General features: G+C 42.9%; 24 protein-coding genes and 1 pseudogene. 19 read left to right on the forward strand and 6 right to left on the reverse strand.

The features are described from left to right. Positions 1-33 precede the first annotated feature (33 nt). The 18 genes from KUA50_RS02655 (at position 34) to KUA50_RS02740 (ending at position 18,441) form a co-directional block, all read left to right on the forward strand. The gene (locus KUA50_RS02655) at positions 34-1,356 is read left to right on the forward strand and encodes an MFS transporter (protein ID WP_256624368.1); all 1,323 of its coding nucleotides are present in this window, start codon (positions 34-36) and stop codon (positions 1,354-1,356) included. A gap of 119 nt (positions 1,357-1,475) precedes the next feature. Then, positions 1,476-1,808 (forward strand): cupin domain-containing protein, encoded by a 333-nt coding sequence (locus tag KUA50_RS02660; protein ID WP_118115854.1) that lies wholly within the window; start codon positions 1,476-1,478, stop codon positions 1,806-1,808. Positions 1,809-1,994: 186 nt separating this feature from the next. Continuing rightward, on the forward strand, positions 1,995-2,345 hold the full coding sequence (locus KUA50_RS02665) for an NADH-quinone oxidoreductase subunit A (RefSeq protein WP_022251748.1): 351 nt from the start codon (positions 1,995-1,997) through the stop codon (positions 2,343-2,345). Next, positions 2,336-3,061, forward strand: a complete 726-nt coding sequence (locus tag KUA50_RS02670) for an NADH-quinone oxidoreductase subunit B (protein WP_118115852.1) — start codon at positions 2,336-2,338, stop codon at positions 3,059-3,061. Before KUA50_RS02665 ends, KUA50_RS02670 begins: the two co-directional genes overlap by 10 nt. Before the next feature lie 19 nt (positions 3,062-3,080). Next, positions 3,081-4,652 carry an NADH-quinone oxidoreductase subunit C gene (locus tag KUA50_RS02675; RefSeq protein WP_118115850.1) on the forward strand — a complete coding sequence of 524 codons (1,572 nt, stop codon included), beginning with the start codon at positions 3,081-3,083 and terminating at the stop codon, positions 4,650-4,652. A gap of 2 nt (positions 4,653-4,654) precedes the next feature. Beyond that, positions 4,655-5,740: an NADH-quinone oxidoreductase subunit NuoH gene (gene nuoH, locus KUA50_RS02680; RefSeq protein ID WP_218458061.1), complete on the forward strand. Its 1,086-nt coding sequence runs from the start codon at positions 4,655-4,657 to the stop codon at positions 5,738-5,740. A 34-nt stretch (positions 5,741-5,774) separates the two neighbouring features. Continuing rightward, the gene (locus KUA50_RS02685) at positions 5,775-6,305 is read left to right on the forward strand and encodes a NuoI/complex I 23 kDa subunit family protein (RefSeq protein ID WP_218458062.1); all 531 of its coding nucleotides are present in this window, start codon (positions 5,775-5,777) and stop codon (positions 6,303-6,305) included. Positions 6,306-6,320: 15 nt separating this feature from the next. Beyond that, positions 6,321-6,848: an NADH-quinone oxidoreductase subunit J gene (locus tag KUA50_RS02690; protein ID WP_134842611.1), complete on the forward strand. Its 528-nt coding sequence runs from the start codon at positions 6,321-6,323 to the stop codon at positions 6,846-6,848. Continuing rightward, complete coding sequence (nuoK, locus tag KUA50_RS02695; RefSeq protein ID WP_006846356.1) at positions 6,845-7,153, forward strand: NADH-quinone oxidoreductase subunit NuoK; 309 nt, start codon at positions 6,845-6,847, stop codon at positions 7,151-7,153. The genes KUA50_RS02690 and nuoK overlap by 4 nt, the downstream gene beginning before the upstream one ends. A gap of 8 nt (positions 7,154-7,161) precedes the next feature. Beyond that, a complete protein-coding gene (gene nuoL / locus KUA50_RS02700; RefSeq protein WP_118115844.1) occupies positions 7,162-9,117 on the forward strand; it encodes an NADH-quinone oxidoreductase subunit L in 1,956 nt (651 codons plus the stop codon). A 33-nt stretch (positions 9,118-9,150) separates the two neighbouring features. Then, entirely contained in the window at positions 9,151-10,650 is a 1,500-nt protein-coding gene (locus KUA50_RS02705; RefSeq protein WP_118115842.1) for a complex I subunit 4 family protein, read from the forward strand. A 15-nt stretch (positions 10,651-10,665) separates the two neighbouring features. Then, positions 10,666-12,117 carry an NADH-quinone oxidoreductase subunit N gene (locus tag KUA50_RS02710; protein WP_218458063.1) on the forward strand — a complete coding sequence of 484 codons (1,452 nt, stop codon included), beginning with the start codon at positions 10,666-10,668 and terminating at the stop codon, positions 12,115-12,117. 105 nt (positions 12,118-12,222) lie between these two features. Beyond that, positions 12,223-13,347, forward strand: a complete 1,125-nt coding sequence (locus KUA50_RS02715; protein WP_218458064.1) for a metallophosphoesterase — start codon at positions 12,223-12,225, stop codon at positions 13,345-13,347. Positions 13,348-13,476: 129 nt separating this feature from the next. Then, positions 13,477-14,382, forward strand: coding sequence for a M48 family metallopeptidase (locus tag KUA50_RS02720; RefSeq protein WP_218458065.1), 906 nt, complete (start codon positions 13,477-13,479; stop codon positions 14,380-14,382). Positions 14,383-14,420: 38 nt separating this feature from the next. Beyond that, complete coding sequence (locus tag KUA50_RS02725) at positions 14,421-14,873, forward strand: NfeD family protein (protein WP_218458066.1); 453 nt, start codon at positions 14,421-14,423, stop codon at positions 14,871-14,873. A 53-nt stretch (positions 14,874-14,926) separates the two neighbouring features. Next, entirely contained in the window at positions 14,927-15,877 is a 951-nt protein-coding gene (locus KUA50_RS02730) for an SPFH domain-containing protein (protein ID WP_022110137.1), read from the forward strand. A gap of 186 nt (positions 15,878-16,063) precedes the next feature. Next, positions 16,064-17,287, forward strand: coding sequence for a transposase (locus KUA50_RS02735; RefSeq protein WP_318346065.1), 1,224 nt, complete (start codon positions 16,064-16,066; stop codon positions 17,285-17,287). 44 nt (positions 17,288-17,331) lie between these two features. Next, the gene (locus KUA50_RS02740) at positions 17,332-18,441 is read left to right on the forward strand and encodes a UDP-N-acetyl glucosamine 2-epimerase (protein WP_218457384.1); all 1,110 of its coding nucleotides are present in this window, start codon (positions 17,332-17,334) and stop codon (positions 18,439-18,441) included. Positions 18,442-18,566: 125 nt separating this feature from the next. On the opposite strand, the gene KUA50_RS02745 is transcribed toward KUA50_RS02740, so the two are convergent. The 4 genes from KUA50_RS02745 to pyrB form a co-directional block, all read right to left on the reverse strand. Further along, a complete protein-coding gene (locus KUA50_RS02745; protein ID WP_218457385.1) occupies positions 18,567-19,448 on the reverse strand; it encodes a hypothetical protein in 882 nt (293 codons plus the stop codon). A 171-nt stretch (positions 19,449-19,619) separates the two neighbouring features. Beyond that, complete coding sequence (gene glyA / locus KUA50_RS02750; protein ID WP_022110140.1) at positions 19,620-20,900, reverse strand: serine hydroxymethyltransferase; 1,281 nt, start codon at positions 20,898-20,900, stop codon at positions 19,620-19,622. Between the two features lie 111 nt (positions 20,901-21,011). After that, entirely contained in the window at positions 21,012-21,476 is a 465-nt protein-coding gene (gene pyrI, locus KUA50_RS02755; RefSeq protein WP_134842617.1) for an aspartate carbamoyltransferase regulatory subunit, read from the reverse strand. A gap of 28 nt (positions 21,477-21,504) precedes the next feature. Further along, positions 21,505-22,452: an aspartate carbamoyltransferase gene (gene pyrB, locus KUA50_RS02760; RefSeq protein ID WP_022110142.1), complete on the reverse strand. Its 948-nt coding sequence runs from the start codon at positions 22,450-22,452 to the stop codon at positions 21,505-21,507. Between the two features lie 286 nt (positions 22,453-22,738). Here pyrB and KUA50_RS02765 point away from each other — a divergent pair, with 286 nt between their 5' ends. Beyond that, positions 22,739-23,401 (forward strand): hypothetical protein, encoded by a 663-nt coding sequence (locus KUA50_RS02765; protein ID WP_218457386.1) that lies wholly within the window; start codon positions 22,739-22,741, stop codon positions 23,399-23,401. A 187-nt stretch (positions 23,402-23,588) separates the two neighbouring features. Here KUA50_RS02765 and KUA50_RS02770 read toward each other — a convergent pair whose 3' ends face one another. Then, positions 23,589-23,942, reverse strand: coding sequence for a helix-turn-helix transcriptional regulator (locus KUA50_RS02770; protein WP_318346084.1), 354 nt, complete (start codon positions 23,940-23,942; stop codon positions 23,589-23,591). A gap of 129 nt (positions 23,943-24,071) precedes the next feature. Beyond that, a pseudogene (locus tag KUA50_RS02775) lies at positions 24,072-25,377 on the reverse strand (AAA family ATPase); the annotation flags it as partial. Positions 25,378-25,507: the final 130 nt, after the last annotated feature.

The raw sequence follows: 25,507 nt of genomic DNA on the forward strand, positions 1-25,507 counted from the left end.
ATAATTAAATCTCTTATAAAAACCTAGATGAAAATGAAACAATCGATTACACTCAAGAGTACAGGACCTTTCCTGCTCCTGACATTCATATATTTTATCGTGGGATTCCTCACCACTGTCAATGGACAGTGTCAGGGACCTTTGCAGGTAGCTTTCCTTTCAGAAGTAACCGCTACCAGAAATTTCTTGGCGACGCTCATTTCTTTTGCTTTCTTTATGGGATATTTGCTCAATAGTGCAAAAACGGGACGTTTGCTGAATAAGATAGGTTATAAAAAGACGCTTATCCGTTCGATGATGGTCATGGTATTGGCTCTTGCTTTCTATCTTGCATCTGCAATCATAGCAGAATATTGGGGTGGAGCAGGCGTCAGGATTTCACAGGATTTCGTGCCTTTTGGATATTTTGTCTTCCTACTCGGAGCATATCTGATGGGTACTTCTGCAGCGATGCTTCAGGTGGTCATAAATCCTTATATCGTAGCTTATCCTTTGCCGGGAACTCAGCCTGTGCAGCGTATGAATTTTACTTGTGCTGTGAATTCTTTCGGTACAACGATAGCCCCTTTCTTTGTTACGGGAGTGATGTTTGCTGGTGTTTCTTTGGAAAGTGTTTCTGCTGATCAACTAACAATTCCTTTTTTGGTTATGATGCTCGTTATAGCCTTGACTACTTGGACTACTTCAAGAGCCAATCTTCCTGATATAGAAGGTACAAGAGATGTTACTGATGATAAGGAAAATGAAAGAAAAACAGATGCTTCAGTACAGACCTCATCTGCTGTTGAAGAGAAATCAAAGCAACGGAGTATTTGGTCGTTCCGTCATTTGAAATATGGTGTGATTACTATCTTTTTCTATGTGGGAACAGAGGTAGGTATCGGCAATAATATGAATCTTCATGCGATGGATTTGATGGGACAGGGATATGACTTCTCACCAGCCCTTCTTGCTACCCTTTATTGGGGAGGATTCTTGGTTGGAAGAATGGTTTCGGCAGGTTTGAAGAATGTGGCACCTCGTCCCATGCTCCTCTTTGTTTCAGTTGCGGCTATTGTCCTGATGTTAACCTCTATGTTTACAGAGAATCTTTGGTTAATGGCTGCTGTTGGATTATTTCATAGTGTGATGTGGAGTTGTATATTCACCCTTGCTGTTGATGGCTTGAAAGAATATACTTCCAGAGCTTCGGGCGTATTTATGATTGGTGTGTTTGGTGGAGCTGTTTTTCCTGTTCTGCAGGGCTTGTTGGCTGATTATGTAGGTTCATGGCAGTTCACCTGGCTCATTCCACTTTTCTGCGAGTTTGTGATACTGTGGTATGGACTTGTGGGCTATAAACAAGTGGCAGAATGATAAGTGCTTAAAAAATAATTTTTTTTTTCGTGCATTTTATGGTGTGAAATGATGATTTTTTCTTACTTTTGCAAATTAAAAACAAGATAGCATCAATTTACATTATAATTTCAGAAAAAATGGTCATAGATTTTGAAAAGATTGCTGAGGCTCATTTGGAGGGCTTCAAGGGTGGAAAGGGTAAACTCGATACCCGTAATTATGTGGACGATAAGGTGAAGATTATGTATTCTACCTTGCGTCCGGGTGCATCAACTGGTCTTCATACTCATGAGGGCAACTGCGAGATTATCTATGTGGTAAGCGGCACTGCTACTTTCCATTATGACGATACCGTAGAGGAGGTTCGCCAGGGACAGGTGCATTACTGTCCGATGAATCATGCTCATTACATGGAGAATCTCACAGACCATGATCTGGTCTATTTAGCTATCGTACCAGAACATCATTAAAAAAACTACGTTTCTGAAGTTATCTTTCTAAAATTCAGAACGTGTAAAGGGGGGAATGGTAATCATTCTCCCTTTTTTCGTGTTTTTGAAACAATTTTTTTTAAAAGTTATGTCTTGTTTCAGAAATAATTGTTAACTTTGCAACCGCTTAGAAGCATTTAAACAAAATAACGTTATAACAAATTTATGAACTTTACACTATTTATCACCGTTTTGCTGACGGCTGTAACCTTGGTGGTGGCTGCTTATGTCATCGCAAAGTTGATCGGTCCTCGTTCATACAATCCGGTAAAGGGTGAACCTTTTGAGTGTGGTATTCCGACACGTGGCAGCTCCTGGTTGCCATCACACATCGGCTACTATCTCTTCGCCATCCTTTTCCTGATGTTTGATATTGAGACTGTAATGCTTTACCCATGGGCAGTCGTAGTTAAGCAGTTTGGATCTATGGCTCTCGTGAGCATCGGGTTCTTCCTGTTGGTATTAGTATTAGGCCTGGCTTATGCTTGGCGGAAAGGAGCATTGGAATGGAAGTAAACAAAAGAGCCTCTATCAAGAGTATTCCTTACGACGAGTTTAAGGACAATGACACCCTCGAGAAAATCGCACAAGAGCTGAATGAGGGTGGTGCTAATGTGGTAGTTGGTTCTCTCGATGCCGCCATCAACTGGGGACGCAGTAACTCACTCTGGTCATTGACATTCGGTACCTCTTGCTGTGGTATCGAGTTTATGGCTGTAGGTTGTGCTCGTTATGACTTCTCCCGTTTCGGTTTCGAGGTAACACGTAACTCTCCACGTCAAGCCGACTTGATTATGTGTGCCGGTACTATTACCAATAAAATGGCACCTGTTTTTAAACGTTTGTATGATGAAATGGCTGAGCCAAAGTATGTGGTAGCTGTAGGTGGATGCACCATCTCTGGTGGACCATTCAAGAAGAGCTACAATGTAGTTCGTGGTATCAGCGAGTTAGTTCCTGTGGATGTCTATATCCCAGGTTGCCCTCCACGCCCAGAGGCAATCCTTTACGGTATGATGCAATTGCAGCGTAAGGTAAAGGTTGAGAAATTCTTCGGTGGTGCTAACCACAAGATGAACAGCGAGGAGAAGGAACTGTCTATGAGCAAGGGCGGTCTTCGTGGCTTGAGCAACGAAAACCTCTCTGATGCTAATCTGCTCGGACATAAGGAACCAATCATCGTAACAGAAGTACCTGAGGATTTCGACCCTCAGAAAGGTCTAACTGATTAATATAATAAGGTATAAGAATATGAAACTGAATAATATTGAATTGAGTTTTGATAATTTCGCTTCTGAAATGGCGAAGTTGAAGAACGAGAAGCATTTCGACTACCTTGTTACCATCATCGGTGAAGACTTCGGTGAGGAAGGTCTCGGATGTATCTATATTCTTGAAAATACTCAGACTAACGAACGTTGCTCTGTCAAGACTATCGCCAAGAAGGTGGATGGTTCTGATGTGATTCCTACAGTCATCAATCTCTGGAAGGTTGCTGATCTGCTGGAGCGTGAGGTGTTTGATTTCGTCGGCATCAAGTTCTTGGGTCACCCAGATATGCGTCGTCTTTTCCTCCGTACTGATTTCCAGGGCTATCCTTTGCGCAAGGATTTCGATATGAGTCCAGAGGCCAATAAGTTCCCTTGTACTGATGAGCCTGAGGATGATTTCACTGTAGAATACAGTCTTAGTGCTGATGGTCATCTGGTAGCTACTGAAAAGCGTCGTTTCGATGAGGATGAGTATGTTGTCAACATCGGTCCTAACCACCCATCTACCCATGGTGTGCTCCGTCTTCAGACCGTTATCGACGGTGAGACCGTGAAGCGCATTTATCCTCACCTCGGATATATCCACCGTGGTATTGAGAAGATGTGGGAGAATATGACTTATCCTCAGACTTTGGCTTTGACCGACCGTCTGAACTACCTCTCTGCCATGATGCACCGCCACGCTTTGGTAGGCGTTATCGAGGAGGCTATGGGTATCGAACTTTCTGATCGTATCCACTACATCCGTACTATCATGGATGAGTTGCAGCGTATCGACTCTCACTTGTTGTACCTCGGTTGTACCGCACAGGACTTGGGTGCTTTGACAGCATTCCTCTACTGTATGCGTGACCGTGAGCACGTGTTGAACGTGATGGAGGAGACAACTGGTGGTCGCTTGATCCAGAATTATTACCGTATCGGTGGTCTTCAGGCTGATATCGATCCTAACTTCGTTCAGAACGTGAAGACTCTCTGCAAGTATCTTCGTCCGATGATTCAGGAATATCTCGACGTATTCGGTGACAACGTGATTACTCACAACCGTCTCGAAGGCGTAGGTCCTATGAATTATGAGGATTGTATCAACTATGCTGTTACAGGTCCTGCAGGTCGTGCATCTGGTTGGAAGAACGATACTCGTAAGCGTCATCCATACGATATGTACGACAAGGTAGAGTGGAAGGAAATCACTCTGACTGGTTGCGATTCTATGGATCGTTATTACGTTCACATCCAGGAGTTGTATCAGAGTTTGGATATCATCGAGCAGTTGATCGACAACATTCCAGAGGGTGAGTACTACATCAAGCAGAAGCCAATCATCAAGGTTCCAGAGGGACAGTGGTATTTCTCTGTTGAGGGTGCCAGCGGTGAGTTTGGTGTATATCTCGACTCAAAGGGTGACAAGAGTCCATACCGTATGAAGATGCGCCCAATGGGCTTGTCTTTGACAGGTGCGCTCGATCCAATGCTTCGTGGACAGAAAATCGCTGACTTGATTACAACAGGTGCAGCAATCGACTTCGTAATCCCTGATATTGATAGATAATTATGTTTGATTTTAGTATAGTAACAACATTCGTCGACAATTTGCTTCGCCAGACTTTGGGTCTGGGCGACTTCCTGTCGATTCTGATAGAGTGCGTGCTCGTGGGTATCTGCATTTTGACAGCATACGCGCTGATAGCTATCGTACTTATCTTTATGGAGCGTAAGGTGTGTGCCTACTTCCAGTGCCGTCTCGGCCCTATGCGTGTAGGTCCTTGGGGTATCTTCCAGGTATTCGCCGATGTGCTCAAGATGTTGATCAAGGAGATCTTCGCTGTTGATAGAGCCGACAAGCTGCTCTACTACATAGCACCATTCCTCGTGATCATTGCCTCTGTGGGTACTTTCTCATTCCTTCCATGGAACAAGGGAGCTCATATTCTAGACTTCAACGTAGGTGTATTCCTCATCACTGCCGTAAGTTCTATCGGTGTGCTGGGTGTATTCCTCGCAGGTTGGGCATCTAACAATAAGTACTCTGTGGTATCTGCCATGCGTGGTGCCGTACAGATGATTTCTTATGAGATGTCTCTCGGTCTGTGCCTGATTTCTGCAGTAGTTCTTACTGGTACTATGCAGGTGAGCGGTATCGTTGAGGCTCAGACTGGTGCTTGGAACTGGTTGATCATCAAGGGTCATGTTCCAGCTATCCTTGCTTTCCTCGTATTCCTCGTAGCAGGTAATGCTGAGGCTAACCGTGGTCCTTTCGACTTGGCTGAGGCTGAGAGTGAGTTGACTGCTGGTTATCATACAGAGTATTCTGGTATGGGCTTCGGTTTCTACTACTTGGCTGAGTACCTCAACCTCTTCGTGATTTCTGGTATTGCTTCTACCGTATTCCTCGGTGGTTGGGCGCCATTGAATATCGGTATTGAGGGCTTCGACAATTTGATGAACTTGATTCCTGGTTTCATCTGGTTCTTCGGTAAGACCTTCGCTGTGGTATGGCTCCTGATGTGGGTACGTTGGACTTTTCCACGTCTCCGTATCGACCAGATTCTGAAGTTGGAGTGGAAGTATCTGATGCCATTGTCACTCATCATTCTGATTATGATGACCGTGTGCGTAGCATTTGGAATCCACGGATAATCTTTAATACACATTATTATAATAATAAGAAAGTATGTCTAACAATTCATATTTCGGCGGTATTGCTGCGGGTTTGAAGACCCTCGCTACTGGTATGAAGGTCACCATGAAGGAGTACTTCACACCTAAGAGCACTGAGCAGTATCCTGAGAACCGCAAGACTACACTCCACGTATCTCCACGTTTCCGTGGTCGTCTGGTTTTCGTCCGTGACGAGAATGAGGCTTACAAGTGTGTGGGTTGTACATTGTGTGAGAAGTCATGCCCTAACGATACCATCAAAATTCAGACCGAGATGGTGGAGGACCCAGAGACAGGCAAGAAGAAGCGCAAGTTGGTAGATTACCAGTACGACTTGGGTGACTGCATGTTCTGTGAACTCTGTGTGAACGCATGTAACTTCGGTGCAATTAAGTTTGTCAACGATTTCGAGAATGCAGTCTTCGACCGCAGCAAGTTGGTGATGCACCTCGACAAGGAGGTTTACAAGGGCGGAAGCCTTCCTAACCTCATTGATGGTGGCGCTCCACTCGAAATCGGTAAGTTTAACACCAAGACTAAGTAAGGAGGACTTTAGACAATGATAACAGCTAATTTATTTATGTTCGTCATCTTGGCAGTAGTCATCCTTGGCTCAGCCATCATGTGCGTAGCTACCAAGCGTATCATGCGTGCGGCAACTTATCTGTTGTTCGTGCTCTTCGGTGTAGCTGGTGTATTCTTCCTGCTCGACTATACCTATCTGGGTGCAGCTCAGATTGCTGTATATGCAGGTGGTATTACTATTCTTTATGTCTTCGCCATTCAGTTGGTTTCCAAGCGTACCCTTCAGGGTCTTTTGGAGCACGTGAAGGGTAGCAAGGTCATTGGCCGTGCACTCGTTTGCCTTGTAGGTTTCGTAACCTTGGCAGTCATCGTGTTGAAGAATCACTTTATCGATTTGGCTGCAACAGTAGCCGACACTGAGGTGCCAATGGAGCAGGTAGGTTCTGCCCTGGTAGGTGCAGACAAGTATGGCTATGTATTGCCATTCGAGTTTATCTCTGTATTCCTGTTGGCATGTATCATCGGTGGTATCTTAATCGCAAGAAAGGAGGATAAGAAATGATTCCAGTACAGTATTTCTTCGTGCTTTCAGCACTCTTGTTCTTCATCGGAGTATATGGCTTCTGTACACGTCGTAACCTCGTTGCTATGCTCATCTCCATCGAGCTTGTATTGAATGCAGCCGATCTGAACTTCGCTGTGTTCAACCGCATTCTCTTCCCAGGACAGTTGGAAGGTTTCTTCTTCACATTGTTCTCTATCGGAGTAGCAGCAGCCGAGACAGCCGTAGCGCTCGCAATAATTATTAACGTTTACCGCAACTATCACAGTGACCAGGTGAACAGTATTGAAAACATGAAATTCTAATTAAGACAATGAATTACAGTTATGCATTTTTGATACTTCTTCTCCCATTCCTGAGCTTCCTGGTTCTGGGACTTGCGGGTATGAAGATGAAAAAGCAGGTAGCAGCCATCATCGGTACCATCCTGATGGGTTGTGTATTCGGTCTGTCTATTTATACAGCATACGAATATTTCTTTGCTATCGGCCGTGATGCTTCAACAGGTTTGTATCCAACTGTTGACTCATTCAATTTTACTTGGTTGAAGTTTACTGAGTTGCTGACTTTCAACATTGGTTTCCGTCTGACACCAATCTCTGTATTGATGCTCATCGTGATTACCACCGTCAGCTTCATGGTTCACATCTACAGTTTCGGTTATATGGCTGAGCGTGATGAGAATTACAAGGTTGAGGGTTATGAAAAGGGTATGCAGCGTTTCTACGCTTACCTCAGCCTCTTCACCATGTCTATGTTGGGTCTGGTAGTAGCTACCAATATTTTCCAGATGTATCTTTTCTGGGAGTTGGTGGGTGTCTGCTCATACTTGCTTATTGGTTTCTATTATCCAAAGCATGCAGCAGTACATGCCAGCAAGAAGGCGTTCATCGTAACTCGTTTCGCTGACCTCTTCTTCCTCATTGGTATCTTGTTCTACAGCTTCTATGTAGGTACATTCAACTATGACTTGAATGCTCAGCCTGAACTTCAGAGTTCTTTGGCTGGTGCGGCATGGGTAATGCCAGCAGCATTGTTCCTTATGTTCATCGGTGGTGCAGGTAAGAGTGCGATGTTCCCATTGCACATCTGGTTGCCAGATGCAATGGAGGGTCCAACTCCTGTTTCTGCGTTGATTCACGCTGCTACCATGGTTGTAGCTGGTGTTTATCAGGTAGCCAGCCTCTTCCCAATCTGGGTAGAGTATGCTCCTAACACACTTCACTATGTAGCTTATATTGCAGCTTTCACAGCATTCTATGCAGCAGCAGTAGCTTGCTGCCAGCGCGATATCAAGCGTGGTTTGGCTTTCTCTACTATTTCTCAGATTGCTTACATGCTCGTTGCACTGGGTGTTTGCTTTGCTGTAGATAACCATCATGGTGGTTTGGGTTACATGGCTGGTATCTTCCACTTGTTTACTCATGCTATGTTCAAGGCCTTGTTGTTCCTCTGCTCTGGTGCTATCATCGTCATCATCGGCAGCAACTTCAAGGAGTACATGGGCGGTTTGCACAAGTACATGCCTATTACCAACATCTGCTTCCTCATCGGTTGCTTGGCGATTGCAGGTATTCCTCCATTCGCAGGTTTCTTCTCTAAGGATGAGATCATTACTGCTTGCTTCCAGTTCTCTCCATTCATGGGCTGGTTTATGACAGTGGTAGCTGGTATGACAGCATTCTATATGTTCCGTCTTTACTATGTTATCTTCTGGGGTCAGAGCTATTATGAGTTGGACCCAGAGAACCGTCGTAAACCTCAGGAAGTTCCTTTTGTAATGTGGGGTCCATTGGTATTCCTCGCAGCAATCTCTTGTGTTTGCGGTATGATTCCTTTCGGTCACTTCGTTTCTGCTACAGGTCAGAGCTATGATATTCACATCGATACTCAGGTAGCTTGCACCTCTATCGTTGTTGCTATTATCGGTATTGCTCTTGCTACTTATATGTATGCACCAAAGAAGACTCCATTAGCAGACGGTTTGGCTAAGAAGATGCCTAAGTTGCACAAGGCAGCCTTGAATCGTTTCTATATTGATGATGCTTGGCAGTTCTTTACACATAAGATTGTCTTTGGTTTGTTCTCAAAGCCTATTGCATGGTTCGACCGTCGTGTCATCGATGGTACCTTCAATTTCATGGCTTGGGGTGCACAGGAGGCAGGCGAGACTATCCGTCCATGGCAGAGTGGCGATGTACGCAGCTATGCTATCTGGTTCCTTACTGGTACAGTAGCGTTGACTTTGTGTCTGCTCGCTCTTCTTTAATTAAAGTCTCACAATTAAGTAAATAGAAAAGAAATGAATTTAAGTATATTCGTCATAGTACCACTCCTGATGTTGCTCGGCCTTTGGTTGGCTCGCAACGACAAGCAGGTTCGTGGTGTGATGGTAGCAGGTGCCAGCGTGTTGCTTGGCCTCTCCATCTATTTGGTGTTTGCATTTCTCGAGGCTCGTGAGACAATGCCAGCAGACCAGGTTCCTATGCTCTTCACTTACAGTGTGCCTTGGTTTGAACCATTGCACATCAACTATTCACTCGGTGTGGATGGTATTTCTGTAGTGATGCTTCTCTTGACTTCCATCATTGTGTTCACCGGTACATTTGCTTCTTGGCAGATGGAGCCAATGAAGAAGGAATACTTCCTCTGGTTCACTCTCTTGAGCATCGGTGTATATGGTTTCTTCATCTCTGTCGACATGTTCACCATGTTCATGTTCTATGAGGTTGCGCTGATTCCTATGTATCTCCTCATCGGTGTATGGGGTAGTGGTGCAAAGGAGTATTCTGCTATGAAGTTGACTTTGATGTTGATGGGTGGTTCTGCTCTTTTGATTATCGGTATCTTGGGTATCTACTTCTACAGTGGTGCTCAGACATTCGAAATCCTGGATATCGCTCACCATACCCATGGTGCTCACGCTATTCCTGAGAGCGTTCAGAATGTATTCTTCCCATTGCTCTTCATCGGTTTCGGTATTCTTGGAGCTTTGTTCCCATTCCATACATGGTCTCCTGATGGTCACGCAAGTGCGCCAACAGCCGTATCTATGTTGCATGCCGGTGTATTGATGAAGTTGGGTGGTTATGGTTGCTTCCGTATCGCTATGTTCCTTTTGCCAGCAGCTACTCATGGTTTCTGGATTAAGGTATTCTTGGTATTGACAACCATCTCAATCGTTTATGGTGCTTTGTCAGCTTGTGTACAGACTGACTTGAAGTACATCAACGCTTACTCTTCTGTATCTCACTGTGGTATGGTGCTCTTCGCACTCTGTATGATGACCCAGACAGCTGCAACTGGTGCTATTCTCCAGATGTTGTCTCATGGTTTGATGACAGCCCTCTTCTTCGCCGTTATCGGTATGATTTATCATCAGGCTGGTACACGTGACGTTCGTTACTTGGGTGGTTTGATGAAGATTATCCCATTCCTCTCAGTAGGTTATGCTGTAGCAGGTTTGGCTAACCTCGGTTTGCCAGGTTTCTCTGGTTTCGTAGCTGAGATGACCATCTTCGTAGGTTCATTCCAGAATGCAGATATGTTCCACCGTGTATGTACCATCATCGCATGTACTTCTATCGTAGTAACAGCGGTTTACATCTTGCGTTGTGTAGGTAAGATCCTTTATCAGAAGGTTCCTAATCCAAAGTTGGAGAAACTCCACGATGCAACATGGGATGAGCGTATTGCAGTAGCAGGTCTGATTGCCTGTGTAGCAGGTCTCGGTATGTTCCCACTCTGGGCAGAGGAGATTATCATGGACGCAGTAGGTCCTATCTTTAGTGTAATCATGTAATAAATATCAGAAGAAATGAATTACAGTCAATTTTTAAATATGATTCCAGAAGCTACCCTGATGGTAGTTCTGCTGATCACTTTCTTTGCTGACTTCTGCAGTTCCAAGAGCGCAGACCGTAAGTGGTTCAATCCTCTGGTATGTCTCTTGATGGTGGCTCACATTGCCATCAATATCTTCCCTACAGAAGCTACAGAGGCATTTGGCGGCATGTACACAACAGGTCCTGCTGTCGGTGTCTTGAAGACTATCCTTGCTCTCGGTACCCTCATCGTGTTGGTACAGGCCAAGGAGTGGTTGAGCCGTAAGGACACAGCCTTCAAGGAGGGTGAGTTCTATATGTTGATTATCTCTACCTTGCTCGGTATGAATATGATGGTAAGTGCCAATCACTTCCTCCTGTTCTTCCTCGGTCTTGAGATGGCATCTGTGCCAATGGCTTGCTTGGTAGCATTCGATAAGTATCGTCACAATTCAGCTGAAGCTGGTGCTAAGTTCATCCTTACTGCTACATTCTCAAGTGGTGTGATGATTTATGGTATCTCTTTGCTTTATGCTGCTTGTGGTACTTTGTATTTCGATGATGTTGCAAAGGTTATCTCTGCATCTCCATTGACCATTGCTGGTATGGTATTCTTCTTCAGTGGTTTGGGCTTCAAGATTTCTTTGGTTCCTTTCCACTTCTGGACAGCTGATTCATATCAGGGTGCTCCAACTACAGTTACAGGTTATCTCTCTGTAGTTTCTAAGGGTGCTGCTGCATTTACTCTCTGTGCTATCCTCATGAAGGTATTTGCTCCAATGGTAGAGTACTGGACAGTATTGCTTTACATTGTCATTGTACTTTCTATCACTATCGCCAACCTCTTTGCTATCCGTCAGAGTGACTTGAAGCGTTTCATGGCATTCTCTTCTATTTCTCAGGCAGGTTACATCATGTTGGCTGTGGTTGGTAACTCAGCAATGAGCGTGACCGCTCTGACATACTATGTATTGATTTATGTAGTTGCCAACTTGAGCGTGTTTACCATTATCTCATCTGTTGAGGAGCACAACAATGGTACAGTTATGATGGACAGCTACAACGGTTTGTACAAGACCAATCCACGTTTGGCATTCCTGATGACCTTGGCCTTGTTCTCATTGGGTGGTATTCCTCCATTTGCAGGTATGTTCTCAAAGTTCTTCGTGTTTATGGCAGCCGTTCAGGGTGCAGATATTCACACCACTCTTGGAGCATGGGCTTATGGCGTAGTATTCATCGCTTTGGTTAACACCGTATTGAGCTTGTACTACTACTTGCTTATCGTGAAGGCAATGTTTATCAAGCACAGCGATAATCCGCTGCCTACTTTCCAGAGCGCTTGCTCAACCAAGTTGGCGCTTGCTATTTGCACAGTAGGTATCGTAGCATTCGGTATCTGTTCATATGTATTCGATTGGATTTCTGTAGCAGCTAATGCATAACATCATTAAGGTATAGAATTCTTATCAAGAAGAAAATACTGATTTAATATAAAAAAGGATGGGGCTCCATGATAGAGTCTCATCCTTTTTTTGTATTTTTGCACCATGAAAAAGATTTTTAGATCATTACTATATATTATCATGATGCTGGGGTTGGCATTACTTCCCGACCTCTGGCTGTGGTTTGATGCTGTTTCTACTTGGCCTTTAGCTTTGGTAATAGCATGGTGGATACCATCAGCTTTGCTTCTTCTGGCAGAAACAGGACTGCAATTTGGCGTATATCATAGACTTTCAGTAAGGGTCCTTTTTACGATGATTCTTTTTTCTGTGATGCCAAAGATTGTTTATATCCTTTTGTCTCTATTTTTGCCTTGGTGGGTAGCCATTCTTCCTGCCTTGTTTATGATAGGGGGATTCATATTTGGTTTCACGAAGGGATGGAGAAAGTTGGAAGTGAAACAGATAACCTATTCGTCACCGGATTTACCTCCCTATTTTGATGGTTATAAGATACTGCATTTCACGGATTTTCATTTGGGTACTTTTCCCAAAGATACGGATTTCGTAGAAAAAGTGGTGGAATGTGCCAATAATGAAGATGTAGAACTGATGGTTTTTACAGGAGATTTAGTCAATAACTCTGCTACAGAAGTCGCTCCATATCTGGAAACATTAAAACAACTTCATGCTCCCGATGGAATCTATTCTGTATGGGGAAATCATGATTATTGTGAGTATGATAACAATCATACCATTGGAGCTTTGAAGCGAAACCGCAAAATGCTTTTCGGATTTCAGAAGGAGTTGGGCTGGACTCAGTTGATGAATGAGCATGTTACCTTATCGCATGGACTGGCAAGTATTGAGATAATAGGTGTAGAGAATGCAGGAAATCCACCTTTCTCTAATCGTGCCAACTTGAAAAAGGCAATGAAAGGAATCGTAGATAAGAAAGCTTTCAAAATACTGTTGACCCACGACCCACATCATTGGCGCAAGGAGGCTCTGAAGGCTGGCATACATCTTACCCTTTCCGGTCATACTCATGCTGGACAGATTCTCATAGGTAAATTGACACCAGCCCGTCTGGCTTTCAAGGAGTGGGGAGGTATTTATAGGCGGGGTGCCCAGATGCTCTATGTATCCGCAGGTATCGGTGGCTCTTTCCCTTTCCGTTTGGGAGCATGGCCTGAAATGACCGTCATCACATTGAAAAGAAAGTTATAAAATAGCGATTTCCTTTCAAAAAGTTTATCAATTGTTTGGAAGTTATTTAGAAAAACATTATTTTTGCATAAGAGTAGAGTTATATCATATAATTCAGTCAATTTAGGAGTTTTTAAAATCAAAGAGAAGATGAAAAGTTTAAAGAATCTTGCCCTTGTGGCAATGACATCATTGGTGTTGGCTTCCTGTGGAACCACCCAGCAAGTACCACTGACAGGTCGTACTCATCGTATTTCAGTTTCTGATGAGCAGGTGTTGAGCCTCTCTAATCAGGAATATACAAAGTATATGGCTTCGGCTAAAAAATCCACGAATGCTACTCAGACAGCTATGGTCAGAAGAGTAGGTCAGAGATTGGCAACTGCCGTAGAAACATATTTGAAGCAGAATGGTTTTGCTAATGACTTGAAGAATTATTCCTGGGAATTTAATCTGGTGAAAGATAATAGTGCCAATGCTTTCTGTATGCCTGGCGGTAAAATCGTAGTTTATGAAGGATTGCTCCCTTATACCCAGAACGAGACCTGTCTTGCCATTGTTCTTGGTCATGAAATTGCACATGCTGTGGCTAAACATAGTGCTGAGCAGTTGAGCAAGCAGCAGAATCAGCAGATTGGTACTAATATTTTAGGCAGTGTTCTGAATCAGGCTGTAGGAAGCGGTGTAGGTGATGTGGCCAGTGCTGTTGCCGGTCAGTATTTCTCATTCCGTAACTTAAAGTATTCCCGTGACAATGAGACTGAGGCTGATTATATGGGTCTGATTTTTGCAGCGATGGCTGGTTATGATCCTCAGCAGGCAATTCCTTTCTGGAAGCGCATGTCCAGCGGTTCAAGTTCAAACAAGAGTGATATCTTCAGTGATCACCCTTCTGATGCTAAGCGTATTGCTGCTTTGCAAAAAGAAATGCCTACAGCTTTGCAATATTATAAGGCCGCAACTCCTGCCGTTACTTCTGTTAAGACAGTCAGAGCTTCGCAATTGACAAAAAATAGAAAGACTGCAGCGAAGAAGACTACAACAAGAAGACGTTAGACAATATAAAAATACTAACCATTCAAAATCATTGAATCATGATAGACTATATTTCTCAAAATCTTTGGCTTTTCTGGACCATTATTACAGTAGTGTGTCTCATCATGGAACTCTCATCTGGTGATTTCTATGTTACTTGTTTCGCCCTTGGTGCTCTGGTAAGTATCTGCCTGGCAGTGGCAGGTTTGCCTTTCTGGGTGCAGGTTATTGCCTGGGCAGTCTGTTCGGTATTGAGTATTTGGCTCATACGCCCTCATCTGGTTCATGCCATCCATCAAGGAGCTGATGACAGGAAAAGCAATGCTGATGCCCTCTTGGGACAGGTGGGTGAAGTGACGCAAACCATTGTTGCCGGTGATTACGGAAGAGTGAAATTGGATGGTGACGACTGGAAAGCAGAGGCGCCATCTTCATCTGTGAACATCGAAGTGGGAACAAAGGTAAAGATAGTCGGAAGAGAGTCTATTATTCTGGAAGTTGAAAAGCTGTAAAAAGCAATTTTAGTCAATTTTCATTTATTATTAACTAATCAAAACATACAATTATGAGCATCGGTATCTACGTGTTAATTGTTATTGTGGTTCTTGCACTTATCATCGTCAAGAAGACCATTGTCATCATTCCTCAGAGTGAGACCAAGATTATAGAGCGTCTCGGTCGTTATTATGCGACTTTGAAACCAGGTATCAATATCATCATACCTTTTATCGATCATGCCAAGGATATCGTTTCCCAGCGCAACGGACGTTATACCTATAGTAATAGCATCGATTTGCGTGAGCAGGTTTATGATTTCGCCCGTCAGAATGTAATCACGAAGGATAATATTCAGATGCAGATTAATGCCCTCCTGTATTTCCAGATCGTAGATCCATTCAAGAGTGTGTATGAAATCAATAATTTGCCAAATGCTATCGAGAAGTTGACACAGACTACACTCCGTAATATTATAGGTGAGATGGAACTTGACCAGACTTTGACATCCCGAGATACCATCAATACCAAATTACGTTCTGTATTGGATGATGCTACCAATAAGTGGGGTATCAAGGTAAACCGTGTTGAGTTGCAGGATATTACTCCTCCAGAGAGTGTGCTCGTTGCCATGGAAAAGCAGATGCAGGCAGAACGAAACAAGCGTGCTACTATTCTGACTTCTGAAGGTGAAAAGGAAAAACAGCGTTTGCTTTCTGAAGGTGAGAAGGCAGCTATTGTCAACAAGGCTGAAGCTGCAAAACAGCAGGCTATCCTGAATGCCGAAGGTGAAGCTACTGCACGTATTCGCAAGGCAGAAGCCGAGGCGATTGCTATCCAGAAAATAACAGAGGCAGTAGGGCAGTGTACCAATCCAGCCAACTATCTCTTGGCACAGAAATATATTCAGATGATGCAGGAGGTTGCTGAAGGTAAGAACAATAAGGTGGTTTATTTGCCATACGAGGCCACAAACCTGTTGGGTTCAATTGGTGGAATCAAAGACCTCTTTAAGGGATAAAGCCCCTTTCCTCAGATAACTTATAATTTTATACTTTATATCAAGCAATACTGCGTTAAATTAATATTTAATCGTCTGTAAATCAATAACTTATATTAAGAAATGCTTATGAATACTTAGCTATAAAAAGTTGGTCAAGTCGCTGATTTTCAGTAACTTTGTAGATCACGACAAATACAATATTACATGAATACAGGACTTGACCTATATATGGATATCTTTAAAGATGCAGTTGAAGATTCGGCTGCAAAGTTAACAAAAAGTTTCGAGAAAATACTCATCGAGGTGATAATTTTGTTCATGGTAATACCAAGAAAGATAAATTTCACCCAAATGGGTAGGTATGGCTCGCATGTTGAGCAAACCTATCGCAACGCATTCGGCTTGAAAAAGTCGAAGTGCATTGACTGGCTCAAACTTAATGTCTCACTTGCCAAGCGCTTCTTTGGTAAACAGGGAAGATGGGCTATTGCCATTGATCCCAGCTACATCAGCAAAGCTGGCAAGAAGACTCCACATATCGGTCGTTTTTGGTCGGGATGTGCACAGTCTGTTAAACATGGTCTCGAAATCATGGGTATTGGTCTCGTTGATATCGATGCCAAAGACTGCATGATGTTAAGAGCCCACCAGTCGCTAAGTAATAAAGAACTGAGTCTCAGAAATAAGACTATGGTAGATTTCTATATCAGCGTCATTAAGCGTTATCGCAAGGAACTTCTTAAACTCTCAACCCTCATAGTTGCAGATGCTTACTTCTCTACAAGTACATTTGTTAATGGGATAAAGAAAGAAGGGTTCTCTTTGATAAGCCGCTTTCGTGACAATGCTTGTCTCTTTTATGTCTATGCAGGTCCACGTACAGGAAAACGTGGTCGCCCCAAGACCAAGGATGGCAAGATTGATATGAAGAATCTTGACCTCACTCGAATGGAGAAGATGGAGATGAAAGATATAGAAGGAACAGCTTATACTTTGATTGCCTATTCCAAGGCACTCAAGTGTAAAGTTAGACTTGTCATCTGGCAGATGCCGAATGGCAAGAAGAAACTATTCTTCTCTACAGACACCTCACTTTCGGGTGAAGAGGTACTTCTTTATTATAGAACTAGGTTCCAGATCGAATTTTGCTTTCGTGACGCCAAAGGCTATACTGGTCTTATGGACTGCCAAGCTCGCGATAAGTGGAAACTCGATTTTGCTTTCAATGCTTCGTTCACATCACTAAATGTTGCCAAGGTAACTATGAAGGAGATGGGAATGGAATATTCTATGTCTTCATTTAAGTCACTGATGACCAACATTTATCTAGTGAAACGAATTTTTAAAGCAAGTGGGTACACCCCGAACCGAACTTTAATTAGTAAGATTTTCAAAGATCTCTCGTGCTTACAGCGTATAGCTGCTTAGCACATTATTGAATTATTAACGAACTATTGATCAAGTAAAACTTTATGAAAAAGATTTGTATTGTAGCAGGAGCAAGACCAAATTTTATCAAGGTAGCTCCACTTATCAGAGCTATCGTATCTGCAAAAAACAGTGGTCATGATATCGGCTATCAACTGGTCTATACAGGAATGGAAGATGATCCTACGTTGGAAAATTCTCTGTTTGAAGACTTGGAGATAGCGAAGCCGGATGTTTATCTGGCTGTGGACTGTGAGAATCTGAATGAACTTACAGGTCATGTCATGGCTAAATTTGAAAAATATCTCCAGGAAAATCCTGCGGATGTGGTTGTCGTGGTGGATGACTTGGCTTCTACTATGGCAGTAGCCATCGTAACTAAGAAACAGGGCATTCAATTAGCTCATATCGCAGCGGGTACCCGTAGTTTCGATATATCGATGCCTAAGGAAATCAATCGTCTTGTCATTGATGGTCTCTCTGACATCCTCTTTACTGCAGGTATTTCAAACAACAGTATTGCCAATAAGGAAGGTGCTGAACTTTCCAAGGTATATATGGTAGGAAATATCCTTATCGATAACATCCGTTTCCTGAAGAACAAGATGTCTCGCCCATCACTGATGGATGAGCATGGATTGGAAGATGGGAAGTATCTTGTTTTGACCATCAACCGAAAAGTTTTGCTTGCCGATAGAGATAAGTTAAATGCCTTACTCTTTGTGATTGATGCGGAGGCGCGAAAGGCTGGTGTCAAGGTGATAGCTCCTTTGAGAGGTAAAGCTTTGGAGGCAGTACTGTCTTTCCAAACTCATCAGGCATTACATGATCACCATACAGGAATAGAGATTGTTTCTCCACAGGCTTATCTCGATTTCTGTTATCTCACAGCTCATGCTCAGGGTGTCATCAGCGATTCTGGTAATGTGGCAGAAGAGGCTACGTTTAATGGTGTTCCATGTATTACGCTCAATGACTATACAGAGCATATTGAGACGGTAAAAGTGGGAACCAATGAACTGGTAGGAGAAGATGCTGAGATACTTGCTGCCATGTTGCAGAAAATCTTCAAGGGCGAATGGAAGAAGGCTGGCATTCCTGACCGCTGGGATGGTCGTTCTGCAGAACGTATCCTTCAAATCCTTTGTGATTAAGTATAGAGATAAGTTATGTAGGTTTTACATCATTGATTTTCAAATCAATATGAACAAAAAAATAAGAGTGTGATGAAGTTTTTCATCACACTCTTATTTTTTTTGTCTTTATAATGAATTTTATATTACTGTTTGGAACGGTTTTCATTCGGGTTCGGATAATTGTATCTATCAAAATAATCCATTCCCTTATTATTATACCATACACCCTCCACATTGATTCCGATGGAGAAATTCTTGTTGACATTGTACTTCACGCCTGCACCTAAGACATTGGCTCCAGGCATTCCCATACCATATCCGAAAGGCATGGTTCCTCCCATTCCCCATAAACCGGGATAATAGCCTAATCCGTAGCCACCATATCTTCCATAACCATAGGGGCCATATCCAGCATAGCGATTGTAGAAGTTATCATAGTTGTTGCTGATGCTGAGTTGTCCATATACATAAGCTTCCCAATGCTCATTGAATTTATAGCCCATGATGGCATAAAGTCCAACGTCACGATAGCTGTCGCTTCCCCAGAAAGTATTGTTGAAATATCCGCCTCCTGCAATCCAGAGTTTTCCATCTTTAGAGAGAGGAGCCAGATAAGTGGCATTGATATTCTGCGAGAATCCGCCTTTATGAGGCAGGCCTTTTCCGAAAGTTGCAAATGCTGAAGCACCTAAGGAAACATTCAGTCCTTTGTGCAGACCATAGCCGTACTCCAATCCCTTGTTTTCATCTAAACTGCTTAGAGGAGATAAGTTGGATTTTTCTTCAGAGAAAGATTTCTGTTCTTCATTCCAAGAAGGTGAACTGACTGTATATTTCACGTTCTTCATTGGTTTTCCCTGATAAATCATCTTTTGACCGGCTTGCATGATGGTGTCACCAGGCAATAACCAGTCTGCTCTCGGACTATCTGCGCTGTGCAGTGGACCGAAAGTTAAGGTTTGTGCCTGTGCTTGAGCAATGCAGAAACCAAAGAGTGATATCAGAGTTATGATATATTTCTTCATATTCCGTACTTGTTTTATTCTGCAAACTTACAATTTTTTCTTGTATTTCTATCAGGCTTTAATATAAAACAACAAAAAATAGGCTTGCTTTACTTAAAAAACAAGCCTATTATATAATAATGTAAAAATCAGGAACTTTTCCGGACCTTTACTTTCCGTTTATCAGAAGAATTAGTAAGCGAACAGAGGATAGTCCTTCATTGTCTCATTTACTTTTTCGCGAACTCGAGCGATGACCTTTTCGTCCTCTGGGGCATTCAAAACTTCCTCGATAAGTTCAGCAATTAGGTGCATCATATCTTCCTTAGCACCACGAGTAGTCATGGCAGCTGTTCCGAGACGGATACCTGATGTCTGGAATGCAGAACGAGAGTCGAATGGAACCATGTTCTTATTGACAGTGATATCTGCTGCAACAAGTGCATTTTCAGCAACTTTACCTGTCAAGTCAGGATACTTAGAGCGCAGATCGACAAGCATAGAGTGGTTGTCTGTACCACCGCTGACAATACCGAATCCACGACCGATGAGGTCTTCTGCAAGTACAGCTGCGTTCTTCTTAACCTGAAGTGCATAATCTTTCCAAGATGGTTGCAGGTTCTCATTGAATGCAACTGCCTTGGCAGCGATGACATGCTCCAAAGGTCCACCTTGCTGTCCTGGGAATACGGCAGAGTTGAGCAACATACTCATCTTCTTCACCTCGCCCTTCTTGGTAGTCAGACCCCAAGGATTATCAAAATCTTTACCCATCAGGATGATACCACCACGAGGACCACGGAGAGTCTTGTGTGTAGTAGAAGTAACGATGTGGGCATACTTCAATGGATTATCCAACAAACCAGCTGCAATCAAACCAGCAGGGTGAGCCATATCAATCATCAGCAAGGCGCCTACCTCATCAGCAATTTTGCGCATGCGGGCATAATCCCACTCACGGCTATAGGCACTACCGCCACCGATGATCAACTTAGGTTTATGCTCAAGAGCCAATTTCTCCATTTCGTCGTAATCAACTCGGCCTGTCTCTTTGTTGAGGTTGTAACCGATAGGGTTGTAGAGAATACCAGAAGTATTGACGTGGCTGCCATGAGAAAGGTGACCACCGTGGTCGAGATTCAATCCCATGAAAGTATCGCCAGGTTTGAGGACAGCGAGCAGAACGGCAGCATTAGCCTGTGCTCCAGAGTGAGGCTGAACATTGGCATACTCAGCACCGAAGACTTTCTTGACACGCTCGATGGCAAGGTTCTCTACGATATCAACAACTTGGCAACCGCCATAGTAACGTTTGCCAGGGAGACCTTCTGCATACTTGTTGGTCAAGTATGAACCCATAGCTTTCATCACTTCTTCACTTACGAAATTCTCAGAAGCAATCAGCTCCATACCTTTCAACTGACGCTGATGCTCTCTCTCAATCAGGTCGAAAATCTCTTGATCTTTTTCCATTGGCTCTTATTGTTAAGTTCTGTATTTATGAATTGCGGATGCAAAAATAAGCATTTTTCTTCAATACTCCAAATAATATGGAAGAAAAAGAAGAAAAATGCTTTCAAATTGTTACTTACAAAGTTCTACCTTGCCTAATTGTTGCTCTTTATCGCAATAGTGGCAGCGGATAATTCCGAGTGCAGCATCTACTGTGTGGAAGATAGTTGCCATAGGCTCATTATTGGTGATACACTTAGGATTGTTGCATTTTACGATGCCTTTGAGTGTATCAGGAGTCTTCACGGTCTTTTTCTCCACGATTTCATAGTCCTTGATGATACTCAGACCAATGTTAGGAGCAACTACAGAGAGGCGGTTGATTTCCTCATCAGTGAAATACTTGTTGGCAACCTTGATGATTCCCTTTTTGCCGATTTTCTTGGAAGGCAAGTTGTAGCCGATAGTGACAGGAGTGTCCATCTTTTCCAACTGGAGCAGGTTGACAACCTGATAGGTCTTCTCGGCTGGTATGTGGTCGATTACGGTACCGTTTTCGATAGCCGCAACTACGAGTTGATTCTTATTGTTTCCCATAATTACATTAATCACTAAACATTAAACATTACTCAATCACGGTCTTGTCATTCTTGACGTCATCGAGTGTGATGCCGAGGCAGTGACAGAAGATGGCTTCTCGTGCATAGAGACCATTTTGAGCCTGCTGGATGTAGTATGCATGTGGGTCGTCATCCACATCGTATGCAATTTCATTCACGCGAGGCAGTGGGTGCATGATCTTCATGTTTTCCTTAGCCTTGCTGAGCATTTCGCGTTTGAGGATATATACGTTCTTTACTCTTTCGTATTCCATCAGATCACTGAAACGCTCCTTCTGTACACGTGTCATGTAGAGAATGTCGGCACCAGCGATGACATCCTCGTTGAAATCTTCGTGCTCCACATACTTAATGTTGTGCTGCTGGCAGTACAACTTATATTCCTGTGGCATAGCGAGTTCCTTAGGAGCGATAAAGTGGAATGTAGGATTGAAATGGCGCATGGCCGTGATGAGGGAGTGAACTGTACGTCCGTACTTCAGGTCGCCTACCAGATAAATATTGAGGTTCTCCAAAGTACCTTGTGTCTTGTAGATTGAGTAGAGGTCGAGCAAGCATTGTGATGGGTGCTCGTGGGCTCCGTCTCCGGCATTGACGATTGGCACAGGAGCAACTTCGCTTGCATATATGGCAGCACCTTCGATGAAGTGGCGCATAGCGATGACGTCAGCATAGTTGCTTACCATCAGGATGGTATCCTTGAGAGTCTCACCCTTTGTAGTGCTGGATGTCTTGGCATCAGAGAAACCAATGACACGTGCGCCAAGGCGGTTGGCTGCTGTCTGGAAACTGAGTTGGGTACGAGTGGATGGTTCGAAGAAAAGGGTTGCTACAACCTTTCCCTTCAACAGCTCCCTGTTAGGATGCTTTTCAAACTCTTGTGCCATTTCCAAGAGATACATGAGTTTCTCCTTGGAAAGGTCTGCAATCGTCACAAAATTATGTTTTTCCATTGTAAATTTGATTGAATTGTTTTGAAATCGCCTCCAAAGTTACATATATTTTTTGGTTTTTCATTCATTTCCTCTGAAAGTTTTAGGTTATTTTGCACATCGTCTTTCATTGTTATCATGTTTTTCTCTAATTCCTTTTCAAATCTCAAACTTTTTGTCTATCTTTGCACTCACATGACGAATCAAAACATAGCATCATGAAGATGGTGAATATGTTTACCTATTTATATATATAAGAGATAGGAAATATTCGGTAGATATTAACATCATAGAGTACAAGATAACTATGCCAAAAGCAACAGGTTCGATACATTATATAGAACACCGTTCTCCGATGAAAGACGAGACCGGCGAATATTTGATTCATCCTCAGTTCGTTTATAGCGATATTTATGATTTTAAGGATATGACAAAGGGAATGCGGCATCATCACCAGATGACGCCAGCCCAATTTGTGGCAGCCATCGAATCCATCAAGGACGAGACGATGTTGGCTCTCTCCCAAGGTATGGAAGTGAAGATAGGAAATATGCTTGTCATTCGTCCGAAGCTAAAGTTACGGGAACACAAGGATGAAAATGGTAATTATTATCACAAGGTTTATCATGAAGGTGAGCGCATACCTGCCAGTGAGGTAGTATGTTCCGGTTTTGAGGTGCGAACAACCAAGGAGTTTGACAAGGACTTTTTCATTGAGTATGATAGTAAATGCAGCCGTAGTCCTTGGAAAACAAAAGCTTTTGCGCAAGCCCCAGAGCAAGAATGGCTGGTTATCACCAATTATTGCAAGGAACATGGTTTTATAACAGTCAAGAACTTCCGTCTTTTGTTGGGCGTAGCAGACTATCATGCTCGCCAAGTGCTTGATGGTTATTGTGAAGGAGATTTTCCGAAGATGGTTCGCGAGAAGGTGGGTGCCACTTATTTGTATCGGGTAATAGGGGAGTGAAATTACGTGATTGTAGAGTAAAAAGGTATATTGTTTAAGAGTAATTACCAATACTTATGGGCTGAAACGTATGCTCTCAACCTTTAGTACATACGTAAAAAGAGTTTTTGACGGCTGTCAAAAACTCTTTTAGTTATTCTCGAAAGCTCTTTTGACGGTAGTGAAAAACTATCGGAACTTTACTTCTTTATGTGTGAACCTCTTCTGCTACGCTTGTGGCATATTGCTCAACGTCTGGAATCTTGTACGGGCGAAGTGTATGTGTGGTAGTGATGATGTCGTCTCCAAGAACGGTTGCCATTTTAGCGATAGAGGATAGTGTGAGATTATGCGTGCCGCTTAACCATCGGCTCACTTCTGTTTCTGTCTTGTTTAGGGCTTTAGCAAAATCACGTTGGGTCATGTTGCGTTCCTTCAGCAAGTCATACACTCTGTTGGCAATAGCTACACCAAAATCTACTTGCTTGTTTGTGTTTTCAGGAGTAGTCTTGCGGATAGAATCCATTATCTTATTTGTTTTCATATAATTTTTCAATTCCATATTGTTCACAAGTGTTCCAGTAAGCCTCTGTACATAGTTTATGGACTTGTTTGTTGTACTTATCTTCGTTTTGACTCTCAATCCAGTGAAAACGTACTTCTGCCAGGTGAGAAGAACATTCTCTATACAAATTGGCTTCTCGCTTAAAGCGAAATGCTGGGGGTAGTTCTTGAAGTTGATCTGCTGCATTGCAGTCTGGGCATCCTGATTAAGTTTCAATTCTATGAGGTCGAGATTGGTCTTGGTCAGGAGAACAATGCCAACTCTGCCTTTTGGGGTATGTACCTCCACATCTACAAGATAGTCAGTGAGCAAAGTTTAAATGAAGAATAACATCTTTTACCTCTTTGTTTGGAATGTCGAGGGTATAATAATTATACTCCTGGTTGTAATCTTTGATGGTGATGTAACCACTTTGGTAGAGTAATGGCATGATGGTAGTCATGTTCTCCGTTGGTGCATCAAATTCGCTTGCATCAGCTTCTACTCTTGTGATGTCCGATGGTATAACGTCGAATTTTCGCATCATATTGATGAGGTATGTAGGAGTGCCAGAGGCAAACCAATATGAACCGAATTTCTTCTCATTGAAGCAATTCAGCAAACTGTAAGGATTGAAAATGTCTGGTGATTCGCCAGAGAAGTGATAACCATCGTAATGCTCTTTGAGTTTTTCGATGGCTTGCTCCTTGGTTATGCCTATTTTCTCAGCCAATTCTCCTATGTCCTCCGACATTTGGGTAAGCAGTTCTTCTTTTGTGATACCACAAATACCAGCATAGTCATCATTCATGGAGAGAAGGGTGATGTTGTTTAGTTCACTGAAAATGCTGACTTGCGAGAACTTGGTGATGCCTGTGAGAAAAACAAAACGGAGAACAGGTTCTCTGTATTTCAAAGGGCTGTAGAAATTGCGCATAACATCACGAAGAGCTATCAGTCTGTCATTGTCATGAGCAACGTCTAACAAAGGCGCATCATACTCATCAATGAGAACGACCACTTGTTTGCCGCTTTTTTGATATGCAGTGTTGATAAGGTCTATCAAACGATTGTTGTTACCTTTTGCAGGGTTAGAAATTCCCCATTTCTTTTCCTCATCTTGGAGGCGATATCCCAGGTACTCTTCCAGCTGTTCCTTGTCCATGTGCTTTCCACCGCTCATGTCAAAATGCAGTACAGGATATTCTGTCCATTCTTTCTCAAACTTTTCGATGGCAAGTCCTTCAAACAAATCTTTCTTGCCTTCAAAGTAGCTTTGGAGCGTTGAGACAAGTAGTGATTTTCCAAAACGGCGAGGGCGAGCCAGGAAGAAATATGTACCACTGGTATGAGTCATGTGGTAGATATATTCCGTCTTGTCTATATAGAGTTTATCTTCCTTGCGGATTCTCTCAAATGTCTGTATTCCTAAAGGATATAGTTTTCTTGCCATAAGCATCTAAGTCTTTTTTCTGCCGACAAAGTTAACATTATTATTTGGAATATGCAAAATTTCCTTGATTTCTTTTGCGTAACAACTTTTTTTGTGTAATTTTGCACAAATTATCAAGAAATGATATTTG

The organism is Segatella hominis, assembly GCF_019249725.2.
GTDB lineage: Bacteria > Bacteroidota > Bacteroidia > Bacteroidales > Bacteroidaceae > Prevotella.